At 70.8% G+C, this 13,057-nt stretch carries 10 protein-coding genes; all 10 read left to right on the top strand.

What is annotated here, in order from left to right; translation table 11 throughout:
- Window positions 1-70: 70 nt before the first annotated feature.
- The 10 genes from ACF061_RS03675 (at window position 71) to ACF061_RS03630 (ending at window position 12,913) form a co-directional block, all read left to right on the top strand.
- A complete protein-coding gene (locus tag ACF061_RS03675) occupies window positions 71-1,630 on the top strand; it encodes a bifunctional folylpolyglutamate synthase/dihydrofolate synthase (protein ID WP_392265135.1) in 1,560 nt (519 codons plus the stop codon).
- A gap of 6 nt (window positions 1,631-1,636) precedes the next feature.
- On the top strand, window positions 1,637-2,002 hold the full coding sequence (locus tag ACF061_RS03670) for a DUF4233 domain-containing protein (protein WP_392265134.1): 366 nt from the start codon (window positions 1,637-1,639) through the stop codon (window positions 2,000-2,002).
- Between the two features lie 55 nt (window positions 2,003-2,057).
- Window positions 2,058-2,471 (top strand): nucleoside-diphosphate kinase, encoded by a 414-nt coding sequence (ndk, locus tag ACF061_RS03665; protein WP_392265133.1) that lies wholly within the window; start codon window positions 2,058-2,060, stop codon window positions 2,469-2,471.
- Window positions 2,472-2,848: 377 nt separating this feature from the next.
- Window positions 2,849-3,868 carry a rod shape-determining protein gene (locus ACF061_RS03660; RefSeq protein WP_392265132.1) on the top strand — a complete coding sequence of 340 codons (1,020 nt, stop codon included), beginning with the start codon at window positions 2,849-2,851 and terminating at the stop codon, window positions 3,866-3,868.
- Between the two features lie 163 nt (window positions 3,869-4,031).
- Entirely contained in the window at window positions 4,032-4,985 is a 954-nt protein-coding gene (mreC, locus tag ACF061_RS03655) for a rod shape-determining protein MreC (protein WP_392265131.1), read from the top strand.
- Between the two features lie 14 nt (window positions 4,986-4,999).
- Window positions 5,000-5,680, top strand: a complete 681-nt coding sequence (gene mreD / locus ACF061_RS03650) for a rod shape-determining protein MreD (RefSeq protein ID WP_392265130.1) — start codon at window positions 5,000-5,002, stop codon at window positions 5,678-5,680.
- Window positions 5,681-5,867: 187 nt separating this feature from the next.
- Entirely contained in the window at window positions 5,868-8,135 is a 2,268-nt protein-coding gene (gene mrdA / locus ACF061_RS03645) for a penicillin-binding protein 2 (protein WP_392265129.1), read from the top strand.
- Window positions 8,132-9,331 (top strand): rod shape-determining protein RodA, encoded by a 1,200-nt coding sequence (gene rodA, locus ACF061_RS03640; protein WP_392265128.1) that lies wholly within the window; start codon window positions 8,132-8,134, stop codon window positions 9,329-9,331. Before mrdA ends, rodA begins: the two co-directional genes overlap by 4 nt.
- Before the next feature lie 247 nt (window positions 9,332-9,578).
- Window positions 9,579-11,546, top strand: coding sequence for a TIGR03960 family B12-binding radical SAM protein (locus tag ACF061_RS03635; protein ID WP_392265127.1), 1,968 nt, complete (start codon window positions 9,579-9,581; stop codon window positions 11,544-11,546).
- Window positions 11,547-12,127: 581 nt separating this feature from the next.
- The gene (locus ACF061_RS03630) at window positions 12,128-12,913 is read left to right on the top strand and encodes a TIGR03936 family radical SAM-associated protein (protein WP_392265126.1); all 786 of its coding nucleotides are present in this window, start codon (window positions 12,128-12,130) and stop codon (window positions 12,911-12,913) included.
- Window positions 12,914-13,057 lie beyond the last annotated feature (144 nt).

Genomic DNA, 13,057 nt, shown 5'->3' with positions numbered 1-13,057 from the left:
GGCGCGCGCGGGCCGGGCGGGCCCGGCACGCGTTGCCCGGATGCTATGGGCGGGTACGTACACTTGCCCCGTGAGCGACCTCCCCCCGTACGACGACAGCGAGCAGCCCGACCCCGTCGACTCCTTCGACGAGATCATCGCGGCCGAGACCGACCTTCCCCAAGCTCTCGGCTCCGCTCCAGCAGGGGAGACCCCAATCCCCGATCTCGCGGTGATCGAGGCCGGCAGCCGTACCCTGCGGACGCAGGGCGGACCGCCGCGGGCGGACGTGCCGGGACGCCCGGAGGACCCCGAGGTCGACAAGGCGCTGCGCGAGGTCGAGGCGGAGCTGGCGACCCGCTGGGGCGAGACCAAGCTGGAGCCCTCGGTCAGCAGGATCGCCGCGCTGATGGACGTCCTGGGGGAGCCGCAGCGGTCGTACCCGTCCATCCACATCACCGGGACGAACGGCAAGACCTCCACCGCACGCATGATCGAGGCGCTGCTGGGCGCCTTCGAGCTGCGCACCGGCCGGTACACCTCGCCGCACGTGCAGTCGGTCACGGAGCGGATCAGCCTGGACGGCGCGCCCGTCTCCGCGGAGCGGTTCGTCGAGACGTACCAGGACATCAAGCCGTACGTGGAGATGGTCGACGCCGCGCAGGAGTACCGGCTCTCCTTCTTCGAGGTGCTGACCGGCATGGCGTACGCCGCCTTCGCCGACGCGCCGGTGGACGTGGCCGTCGTCGAGGTCGGCATGGGCGGAAGCTGGGACGCCACCAACGTGATCGACGGCGACGTCGCCGTGGTCACCCCGATCGGGCTCGACCACACCGACCGGCTCGGCTCCACCACGGGTGAGATCGCCGGGGAGAAGGCCGGCATCATCAAGCAGGACGCCACCGTGATCATGGCCCAGCAGCCGGTGGACGCGGCCCAGGTGCTGCTGAAGCGGTCCGTGGAGGTCAACGCCACCGTGGCCCGCGAAGGGCTGGAGTTCGGGGTGGTGGCGCGGCAGGTGGCCGTCGGCGGCCAGCTGCTGACCCTGCGCGGACTGGGCGGGGAGTACCCCGAGGTGTACCTGCCGCTGCACGGCGCCCACCAGGCGCACAACGCCGCCGTGGCGCTCGCCGCCGTGGAGGCGTTCTTCGGAGTCGGCGCCCAGCGCGCCGAGTCCCTGGACGCCGAGACCGTCCGCAAGGCGTTCGCCGCGGTCACCTCGCCGGGCCGGCTGGAGGTGGTGCGGCGCTCCCCGACCGTGGTGCTCGACGCCGCGCACAACCCGGCGGGGGCGCAGGTCACCGCCGAGGCCGTCGGAGAGGCGTTCGACTTCAGCCGGCTGATCGGCGTGGTCGGGGCCAGCGGCGACAAGAACGTGCGCGGTCTGCTGGAGGCGTTCGAGCCGATCTTCGCGGAGGTCGTGATCACGCAGAACTCCAGCCACCGCGCCATGGACGCCGACGAGCTGGCCGCCATCGCCGTCGAGGTGTTCGGCGAGGAGCGGGTCCAGGTCGAGCCGCGGCTGCCGGACGCGCTGGAGGCCGCGATCACGCTCGCCGAGGAGGAGGGCGAGTTCGCCGGCGGCGGTGTGCTGGTCACCGGCTCCGTCATCACCGTCGGTGAGGCCCGACTGCTCCTCGGGAGGGGCTGACTTCTCGTGCGTACGCTCTGTTCCTCGACCCTGATCGGCGAGTTCTTCGTCATCGGCTTCGCCGCGCTGGTCGCGATGAAGGACCCGGACCTGTCCATGTCGACGGTGTGGACGGTCAGCGGCATCGCGATGGTGCTGTGCGTGCTGCTGTGCGGCGCGGTGACCCGGCCCGGCGGCGTGGTCCTCGGCTGGGCGCTGCAGATCGCCCTCGTCGCCTCCGGCTTCGTCGTGCCGGTGATGTACTTCCTGGGCGCGGTGTTCGCGGCGCTGTGGTGGGCGTCGGTGCACTTCGGTCGGAAGATCGACGAGGCCAAGGCGAGATTCGCGGCGCAGGCCGCGGCGGCGGGCCCCGCCTCGCCTGACGCTGCGTGACGAAGGCCTGTAATCTCGTCCCACCGCACATCTGTACAGCAGTAAGGAGTCCCCAGTGACCCAGCGCACCCTCGTCCTCCTCAAGCCCGACGCCGTTCGTCGTGGCCTGACCGGCGAGATCATCAGCCGTATCGAGCGCAAGGCCGGCTGGCAGATCACCGCGCTGGAGCTGCGCGCCCTGGACACCGAGACGCTGGAGCAGCACTACGGCGAGCACAAGGGCAAGCCGTTCTACGAGCCGCTGGTGGCGTTCATGTCCTCCGGTCCGGTGGTGGCCATGATCGTCGAGGGCGAGCGGGTCGTCGAGGGGATCCGGGCGCTGGCCGGCCCGACCGACCCGATCGCCGCCGCGCCCGGCTCCATCCGCGGCGACTTCGGTGTGATCGTCCGGGAGAACCTGATCCACGCCTCCGACTCCGAGGAGTCCGCCGAGCGCGAGGTGAAGATCTTCTTCCCCGGCCGGGTCTGACACCGGGCCACCGGCCGGTCCGGCCCCGGGGGCGAACGGGCGCCGTTCCGGCCCCGGGACGAGTGGGTTGCGCCGGCTCCGCTCGACCCGTTCGCTGACGTACCGTCAGCTCATCAGCCTGCCTGACCTGGGCGGTCGGGGAAATCCGGCCGCCCATCGGCATGGCCGATGCCGATCGGGGGAACGCGTGCCCCCGATGGACCGTCTCCACAAGCGAGGCGGTACGCCATCTGCTGACAATGGCGAAGACCCTCGCGCGGTGTTCGTGCAGGCGCGTCTACGATGGAAGCCTTCACGTCACAGCACCCACCTCGCCGTACCTGAAATGCCCTCAAAAGCACCCAGGGAAGGCCAGACGAATCCTGATGGGGAACTCAATGTCGTTCATCGGCCGTGACATGGCTGTCGACCTCGGGACCGCCAACACGCTGGTGTACGTCAGGGGTCGCGGGATCGTGCTCAACGAACCGTCCGTCGTCGCGATCAACACGAACACCGGTGGCATCCTCGCGGTAGGCGCCGAGGCGAAGAAGATGATCGGGCGCACGCCCGGCAACATCGTGGCCGTCCGTCCGCTCAAGGACGGTGTCATCGCGGACTTCGAGATCACCGAGCGGATGCTCCGCTACTTCATCCTGAAGATCCACAAGCGGCGGTACCTGGCCCGGCCGCGGGTCGTGGTCTGCGTGCCCTCCGGCATCACCGGCGTCGAGCGCCGCGCCGTCATCGAGGCGTCCTCCCAGGCCGGCGCCCGCCAGGTGCACATCATCGAGGAACCCATGGCCGCGGCCATCGGCTCCGGCCTGCCGGTCCACGAGGCCACGGGCAACATGGTGGTGGACATCGGCGGCGGCACCACGGAGGTCGCGGTCATCTCGCTCGGCGGCATCGTCACCGCCCAGTCCATCCGGGTCGCGGGCGACGAGCTGGACAACGCGATCATCCAGCACGTGAAGAAGGAGTACAGCCTCCTGCTGGGCGAGCGCACGGCCGAACAGATCAAGATCACGATCGGTTCGGCGTACGAACTCGAGAACGACGAGCACACCGAGATCCGCGGCCGGGACCTGGTCTCCGGACTGCCGAAGACGGTCGTCATCTCGGCCGCCGAGGTCCGCAAGGCGATCGAGGAGCCGGTCAACGCGATCGTCGACGCGGTCAAGACCACCCTCGACAAGTGCCCGCCGGAGCTGTCCGGCGACATCATGGACCGGGGCATCGTCCTGACCGGCGGCGGGGCGCTGCTGCGCGGGCTGGACGAGCGGCTGCGCCGGGAGACCGGCATGCCGATCCACATCGCTGAGGACCCGCTCGACAGCGTGGCGCTCGGCTCCGGCAAGTGCGTCGAGGAGTTCGAGGCGCTCCAGCAGGTCCTGGACGCCCAGCCGCGTCGATGACACGACTTTTCGATTCCGCCGTACGAGATGATCTTCTCTCGTACGGCGGATCGTTGATATAGAGGCATTAGCTCCCACAAACGGGCCCCTTGGGTACGCGCTTCGGACTCCGCGCTTGCAGGGGGCCACCCGATTCCTACGAGGAAGGGCACGGCCGCCGCACGTGAGGGACACGAAAGAGAGCCGGCTGCTCCTGGTGCTGCTGATCGCCGTCGCGTTCGCGCTGATCACAGTCGACATCCGCGGCGGGGAGAACTCCCCGGTGGACGGTGCCCGGCGGGCGGCCGCCACCGTCTTCGGCCCGATCGAGAACGGCGTGTCGAGCGCGGTGAACCCGGTCGGCAACGCCGTCTCCGCGGTCCGCGACTCCGGCGAACGCCACGACCGGCTCGCCGCGCTGGAGAAGGAGAACGCGGCGCTCAAGGCCAAGCTCGGCAGCGACGCCCGCAACCACAGCCGCCTGACCCAGCTCGACCGGATGCTGAAGCTGGCCGGCGAGGGCCAGTACGGCATCAAGGGCGCCGAGGTCATCGCCATAGGAGCCGCGCAGGGCTTCTCATGGACCGTCACCATCGACGTCGGCGCCAACGACGGCATCCAGCGCGACATGACCGTCCTCAACGCCGACGGCCTGGTCGGCCGCGTCACCACCGTCGGCCCCGACTCCGCCACCGTGCTGCTCGCCAACGACCCCGACTTCACCGTCGGCACCCGCATGGAGGGCACCGACGAACTCGGCTTCGCCGCCGGCCAGGGCGACCGCCCGCTGCGGGTGCAGCTCCTCAACGGCAAGGCGCAGGTGAAGAAGGGCGACCGCCTCGTCACCTTCGGCTCGCAGTCCGACAAGCCCTTCGTGCCCGGCGTCCCGGTCGGCGTCGTCTCCCGAGTCGACCCCTCCGGCGGCGACCTGACCCGCACCGTCTACGTCACGCCGTACGTCGGCTTCACCAAGCTCGACGTCGTCGGCGTCGTCGTCCGGGCGCCGAAGAAGGACCCGCGCGACGAAGTCCTGCCGCCCAAGCCCAAGCCGACCCCGACGCCCACGGTGACCGTGACGGTCACCCCGTCGGCCGACACCGACGCCAACGCGCAGTCCACCGACGGCCAGCAGCAGTAGGAGCTCGAAGTCCCATGCGCCTCAACCGGATCCTGCTCTCCATCACGCTGGTCGTCGTCGCCCTGGTCGTCCAGGTGAGCGTCCTGTCCCGGCTGCACCTGCCGGGCGCGGTCCCCGACCTGCTGCTGCTCACCGTCCTCGGCCTCGCCATGGTCTACGGCCACGTCGGCGGCGCCTTCGTCGGCTTCGGCGCCGGACTGCTCGCCGACCTGGCACCGCCCGCCGACCACGCCGCCGGCCGCTACGCCCTCGTGCTCTGCGTCATCGGCTACCTCGCCGGGCTCATCAAGCCCGAGACCGGTCAGGTGAAGTCGGCCATCGGCCCGATGGCCGTGGTGGTCGCCGCCGCCATCGGCTCCACGCTGCTGTACGCCGGTGTCGGCGCGCTCGTCGGCGACACCGCCGCCCGCCATGTCGGCCTGCCCGGACTGCTCATCAGCGCCGCCGTCTACGACCTGCTGCTCGCCCCGTTCGTCGTCCCCGGCATCATGGCGCTGGCCCGGCGCTCGGACAACGACCCGCTCGCCGAGGCCGCGTCCGCGTCCAAGCAGGCGACCGACATCTCCTCCGGCTGGCTCTCCTCCGGCACCGGGCTGCGCATCGGCGGCCAGCGCGGCGCGCTCGGCGGTCTGAAGAACAAGGCCCGTTCCCGCACCACCCGGGTCGGCCGCATCAAGGGGGTCAAGCGCCTGTGACGGCACGGCGACCGGACCCCGCGGCCCCACGGCCCCGCCGGACACGACCCGTACACACACCGAGAGGGGGAGGCGGCCCTGGTGACCGCCCGTCCGTCTCCCGCCACCACCCTTCCAAGGCATGGGCCGTGCCCATGACCGACCATCTGCCGCCCGCCATCACCCGTCGGGGGGACGGACCGCGCCCATGACCAACATCCCCGAGACCGGCCGGACCCCACGGGTCCAGATCCGGCTGGTCGTCATCCAGATCCTCGTCCTGTCGCTGCTCGGCACCCTCGGCGGCCGGCTGTGGTACCTGCAGATCCGCGAGGGTGCCCAGTACCAGAAGGAGGCGTCCGGCAACCACGTCCAGCAGGTCGTGCAGCCCGCGGTGCGCGGCTCCGTCCTGGACGCGCGCGGAGTGCCGCTCGCCGACAACGAGACCCGGCTGGTGGTCTCCGCCTCGCGTACCGAACTGCTCAAGCAGAAGGACGACGGCAAGGCGGTCCTCACCAAGCTCGCCGGCGTCCTCGGCATGGACCCCCAGGAGGTCCTGCAGAAGGTCCGGCTGTGCGACGCCAAGACCCCGCAGCCCTGCTGGAACGGTTCGCCCTACCAGCCCATCCCCATCACCGACGAGGCCACCCCCAAGCAGGCCCTGCAGATCCGGGAGCGCGCCGAGGACTTCCCCGGCATCACCGCCGAACCCGAGGCCGTGCGCCGCTACGCGGGCCCCGGCAAGTCCAACACCGCGCAGGTCCTCGGCTACCTCTCGCCGGTCACCGACGAGGAGATCCAGAAGGCCAAGGACAGCTCCTCGCCCTACCTGCGCTCCGACATGGTCGGCCGGTCCGGTCTTGAACGCCAGTACGACAAGGAGCTGCGCGGCAAGGCCGGCGTCACCCGCTACGAGGTCGACAACCTCGGCCGCGTCATCGGCAAGGCCAAGTCCGATGCCGCACAGCCCGGTTCGAACCTGGTCACCAGCATCGACGCCCGGGTCCAGCGGGTCGCCGAGTACGAGCTGGACAAGGCGATGAAGGCCGCTCGCCAGCAGTACGACAAGATCACCGGCACCAACTACAAGGCCGACTCAGGCGCCGTCGTGGTGATGGAGGCCAGGACCGGCCGGATCGTCGCCATGGCGTCCGCGCCGACGTACGACCCGAACGTCTGGGTCGGCGGCATCTCCGCCAAGGACTACAAGGCCCTCACCGGCAAGAACTCCGACTATCCGCTGCTCAACCGCGCCATACAGGGTCAGTCCGCGCCCGGTTCGACCTTCAAGGTGGTCTCCACGGCCGCCGCGGTCCAGGCCGGCTACGACTTCAACGGCAACTACCCCTGCACCAGCTCCTACTCCGTCGGCGGCCAGACCTTCAAGAACTTCGAGGGCGAGAACTTCGGCCCCATCTCCCTCGGCCGGGCCCTGGAGGTCTCCTGCGACACCGTGTTCTACGGCCTCGCGGACAACGAGTGGAAGAAGGACGGCGGCATCAACCCGAAGAAGGGCAAGCCCAAGGACTACTTCTTCAAGACCGCCCACCAGTTCGGCCTGGGCAAGGAGACCGGCATCGACCTGCCCAACGAGGTCACCGGCCGCGTCCCCGACCGCCGCTGGAAGCAGGACTACTGGGAGGCCAACAAGGACGCCTGGTGCAGGACCGGCAAGAAGAACGGCAGTTACGTCGAGAAGATCGCCTACGAGAACTGCCTCGAGGGCAACAAGATGCGCGAGGGTGACGCGATCAACTACTCCATCGGCCAGGGCGACACGCTCGTCACGCCGATCCAGGAGGCGGTGATCTACGGCGCCATCTCCAACGGCGGCACCATGTACACCCCGACCATCGGCAAGGCGATCGTCAGCGCCGACGGCAAGCACGTCACCGAGATCAAGCCCCAGTCGCACGGCAGGCTGCCCGTCACCCAGGCCACCCGCGACATGATGGACGAGGCCCTCGCCGGCGTCGCCACCCGCGGTACGGCCGCCTGGAAGTTCGCCGGCTGGCCGCAGGACAAGATCGCGCTGCACGCCAAGACCGGCACCGCCGAGGTCTACGGCAAGCAGACCACCTCCTGGCTGGCCACCTACAGCAAGGACTACTCGGTCATCATGACCATCTCCCAGGCCGGTACCGGCTCGGGCGCCTCGGGTGAGGCCGTGCGCAACATCTACAGCGCCCTGTACGGCGTCCAGGCCGACGGCTCCGTCGACGGCAAGAGGGCCCTGCTGCCCACCCCGCAGAAGAGCCTGCCGAAGATCCAGGCCGACGGCACGATCGCCGCCCCCAAGATCTCCGGCGACCCGGCCAAGGACCAGGAGGCCGTCGCCAAGCAGGTCGCCGAGCAGGGCGGCACCACCGCCCCGGACGACCAGCAGGCGCCCGCGGCCACCACCTCACCGGGAACCGGGGGCCGTGACACCCGCAGGCGCCCACGCCGCCGAGGAAGCCGGAGGACGACCGCATGACCGGCGCGAACAGCTTCTCCGTCTCCGGATACGGACCCCGGCGGGCCGGCTGGACCCGCCTCCTCGCCCGCGACTCGACGACCCGCCGGCTGGACTGGCCGATACTGCTGTCCGCCCTCGCCCTGTCGGGGATCGGCTCCGCCCTGGTCTTCTCGGCCACCCGCAACCGCACCGAGCTCAACCAGGGCGACCCGTACTACTTCCTGGTGCGGCACCTGATGAACACCGGCATCGGGCTCGCCCTGATGATCGCCACCATCTGGCTCGGCCACCGCGCCCTGCGCAACGCCGTGCCGATCCTCTACGGCGCCTCGGTCTTCGGCATCCTGCTGGTGCTCACCCCGCTCGGCGCCACCATCAACGGCAGCCGCAACTGGATCGTGCTCGGCGGCGGCTTCTCCGTCCAGCCCTCGGAGTTCGTGAAGATCACGATCATCCTGGGGATGGCGATGATGCTCGCCGCCCGGGTCGACGCCGGCGACAAGCCGCACCCCGACCACCGCACGGTGCTCCAGTCCCTGGGCCTGTCCGCCGTACCGATCCTGATCGTGCTGCTCATGCCCGACCTCGGCACGGTCCTGGTCCTGGTGGCCATCATCCTGGGGGTGCTGCTCGCCTCCGGCGCCTCCAACCGCTGGGTCTTCGGCCTGCTCGGGGCGGGCGCGCTGGGCTGCGTCGCCATCTGGCAGCTGCACATCCTGGACGAGTACCAGATCAACCGGTTCGCGGCCTTCGCCAACCCCAGCCTCGACCCGTCCGGCGTCGGCTACAACACCAACCAGGCCCGCATCGCCATCGGCTCCGGCGGGCTGACCGGCGCGGGCCTCTTCCACGGCTCCCAGACCACCGGCCAGTTCGTCCCCGAACAGCAGACCGACTTCGTCTTCACGGTCGCGGGCGAGGAACTGGGCTTCGTCGGCGCCGGTCTGATCATCCTCCTGCTCGGTGTCGTCCTGTGGCGCGCCTGCCGCATCGCCCGCGAGACCACCGAGCTGTACGGCACCGTCGTCGCCGCCGGGATCGTCGCCTGGTTCGCCTTCCAGGCGTTCGAGAACATCGGCATGACCCTGGGCATCATGCCGGTCACCGGCCTGCCCCTGCCGTTCGTCTCCTACGGCGGCTCGTCGATGTTCGTGGTCTGGGTGGCGGTCGGCCTGCTCCAGTCCATCCGGGTCCAGCGCCCCATGTCGGCATAGGCCCCGTACGGCCGCGTACGGCGCCCGGCACAGGCCGCCGGCCGCCGTACGCGACCGGCCCGGCGGCACGGGGCGGGCCGGCCGTACGGGACGGGCCCGGCCGCGCCGCGGCGTGGCGCCCGCCCCGCGGCCCCGAGGGGCGGGGCCCCGGCGCCGGAGCGCGGGGCGGCCCGGCGGCCGTTCGGGACAGCCCTCCAACCGGGTTACGCTTGATGGTCACCCCTGTCAGCTCACGAAGGTCCGCGAGATGCCTGCCGAAGCCGCCGAGACTGTTGAGTCTGTGTTTCCGCAGCTCGAAGCACTGCTGCCGCATGTGCAGAAGCCGATCCAGTACGTCGGCGGAGAGCTCAACTCCACGGTCAAGGAGTGGAATTCCTGCGACGTCCGCTGGGCGCTCATGTACCCCGACGCCTACGAGGTCGGTCTGCCCAACCAGGGCGTCATGATCCTCTACGAGGTACTCAACGAACGGGAGGGCGTCCTCGCCGAGCGGACCTACAGCGTGTGGCCCGACCTGGAGGCGCTGATGCGGGAGCACGGCCTCCCGCAGTTCACGGTCGACAGCCACCGCCCGGTGAAGGCCTTCGACGTGTTCGGCCTGTCCTTCTCCACGGAGCTGGGCTACACGAACATGCTCACCGCGCTGGACCTGGCCGGCATCCCCCTGGAGGCCAGGAACCGCACGGTCGACGACCCGATCGTGATGGCCGGCGGCCACGCGGCCTTCAACCCCGAGCCGATCGCCGACTTCATCGACTGCGCGGTCGTCGGCGACGGCGAGCAGGCGGTGCTCGAGGTCACGGAGATCATCCGCGCCTGGAAGGCCGAGGGCCGCCCGGGCGGACGCGAGGAGCTCCTCTTCCGCCTGGCGCGGACGGGCGGCGTCTACGTCCCCGGCTTCTACGACGTCGAGTACCTCCCCGACGGCCGCATCGGCCGCGTCGTGCCCAACAAGTCCGGCGTCCCGTGGCGCGTGTCGAAGCACACGGTGATGGACCTGGACGAGTGGCCGTACCCCAAGCAGCCGCTGGTCCCGCTGGCCGAGACGGTCCACGAGCGCATGTCGGTGGAGATCTTCCGCGGCTGCACGCGCGGCTGCCGCTTCTGCCAGGCCGGCATGATCACCCGCCCGGTGCGCGAGCGCTCCATCACCGGCATCGGCGAGATGGTCGAGGCCGGCCTGAAGGCGACCGGCTTCGAGGAGGTCGGCCTGCTCTCGCTGTCCTCCGCGGACCACAGCGAGATCGGCGACATCGCCAAGGGCCTGGCCGACCGCTACGAGGACGACAAGATCGGCCTCTCGCTCCCGTCCACCCGCGTGGACGCCTTCAACGTGGACCTGGCCAACGAGCTGACCCGCAACGGTCGCCGCTCCGGCCTGACCTTCGCGCCCGAGGGCGGCTCCGAGCGCATGCGCAAGGTCATCAACAAGATGGTCTCGGAGGAGGACCTGATCCGCACCGTCGCGACGGCCTACGGCAACGGCTGGCGCCAGGTGAAGCTGTACTTCATGTGCGGCCTGCCGACGGAGACGGACGAGGACGTCCTCCAGATCGCCGACATGGCGACCCGCGTCATCGCCAAGGGCCGCGAGGTCTCCGGCTCCAACGACATCCGCTGCACGGTCTCCATCGGCGGCTTCGTACCCAAGCCGCACACCCCCTTCCAGTGGGCGCCCCAGCTCTCCGCCGAGGAGACCGACGCGCGCCTGCAGAGGCTCCGGGACAAGATCCGCGGCGACAAGAAGTACGGCCGCTCGATCGGATTCCGCTACCACGACGGCAAGCCCGGCATCGTCGAGGGCCTGCTCTCCCGCGGCGACCGCCGCGTCGGCGCGGTGATCCGTGCCGTCTACGAGGACGGCGGCCGCTTCGACGGCTGGCGCGAGCACTTCTCCTACGACCGCTGGATGGCCTGCGCGGACAAGGCGCTCGCCCCCTTCGGCGTGGACGTCGACTGGTACACCACCCGCGAGCGCTCCTACGAGGAGGTCCTGCCCTGGGACCACCTGGACTCGGGCCTGGACAAGGACTGGCTCTGGGAGGACTGGCAGGACGCCCTCGACGAGACCGAGGTCGAGGACTGCCGCTGGACGCCCTGCTTCGACTGTGGCGTGTGTCCCGCCATGGACACATCAATTCAGATCGGCCCCACGGGCAAGAAGCTGCTGCCGCTGACCGTGAAGCAGCCGGCCGGGAGCGCGCACGCGCACTGAGTGGTCCCGAACCGGAGCGGGCCGCACTGTCACGGGGTGACGGGCGGCCCGCTCCGTCGTCCGGCGCCGGACCCGCACGGCGGTCCGTCGCGTCCTCGCCGGTAGGGAGGCCGCGTCCTCGCCGGTATGGAGAGGGAGGAGCCGGCGCGGGGGAGCGGGCGCCCGAGGGGCGTCTGGTGGCGGTCCGGACGCCCGTGCGCATCGTGGCGCCGGCCCTCGTCGTGCCGGTCCGGGTGGTGTGGGACGCGGTCGTCGCGGGCAGGCGGTTCCCGCGGGGCACGGTGCAGCGGCCGCTGGGGCGGGCGGTGTTCGTGTGGCCGTGGGAGCCGCTGTGGCTACGCCGTCGCACCGGCGGGCAGGATGCCCCGCAGGCGCCGGCCGCGGCGCGGGAGACGGTCCGGCAGACCCGGGCCGGCCTGCGTCGCGCGCTGTCCGGAGAGCCCCGGCGGCCCGCTCCGGCGGCCCGGCGGGAACCCCCGCGCCGCGGGACACGTACTCTTGATGGAAGCAGGACCGCTCTCACGAAGGACTGAACGACACTGGGCAAGCGACAGCCCGAAGGCCCGCCGCCCGCACCCGCGGTGCAGCGCATCCGACTGCGTTACACCAAGCGCGGCCGCCTCCGGTTCACCAGCCACCGTGACTTCCAGCGCGCCTTCGAGCGTGCGCTGCGCCGCGCCGGGGTACCCATGGCGTACTCGGCGGGGTTCACTCCGCACCCGAAGGTGTCCTACGCCAATGCCGCACCCACCGGCACGGGCAGTGAGGCGGAGTACCTGGAGATCGCGCTCACCGCGCCCCGAGACCCGGAGCGCCTGCGCGGCCTCCTCGACGAGTCGCTGCCCGGCGGGCTCGACATCGTCGAGGCGGTCGAGGCCCGTACGTCGGGACTGGCCGACCGGCTGACCGCTTCCGTGTGGGAGCTGCGGCTGGACGGCGTGGACCCGGCCGCGGCCGAACGCGCGGTCGAGGCCTTCAACGGCGCCGGGACCGTCGAAGTACAGCGCCTGACCAAGAACGGCATGCGCACCTTCGACGCCCGTCCGGCGGTCGTGAGCCTGGAGAGCGTGGAAACGCGTGATGCGGCGGCTGATAGGCCGACCGACCAGCCCTGTGCGATACTGCGGCTGGTTGTTCGGCACGTGACGCCTGCCGTACGACCCGACGACGTCCTGTCCGGTCTCCGCGCCGTGGCCGACCTGGCGCCGCCGGTCCCCGCAGCGGTGACCAGGCTGGCGCAGGGGCTGCTCGATGAAGAGACCGGCACGGTGACCGACCCGCTCGCGCCCGACCGCGAGGCAGACCCGGCCGCCCCGGCCGCTTCAACAGGGGCCGCCGGCACTGCCGCCGCGAAGGCGCCTGCTTAGGGAAGGTTCCGTAGGGACGGACGTCGAAGCGCCGCCCTCGTACTCGGGAGCCACCTGGGTCGGGCAGCGCACCGACCAGAAGACTTTCGCCAGGCCGTACGCGACAAGGTGTACGGAACCGGCGAGACAGGACACAGACAGCTC

Source organism: Streptomyces sp. NPDC015220 (assembly GCF_043079345.1).
Taxonomy (GTDB): domain Bacteria; phylum Actinomycetota; class Actinomycetes; order Streptomycetales; family Streptomycetaceae; genus Streptomyces.
Note: the sequence above shows the minus strand (reverse complement) of the source record. Positions and strands in the feature narration are given on the sequence as shown.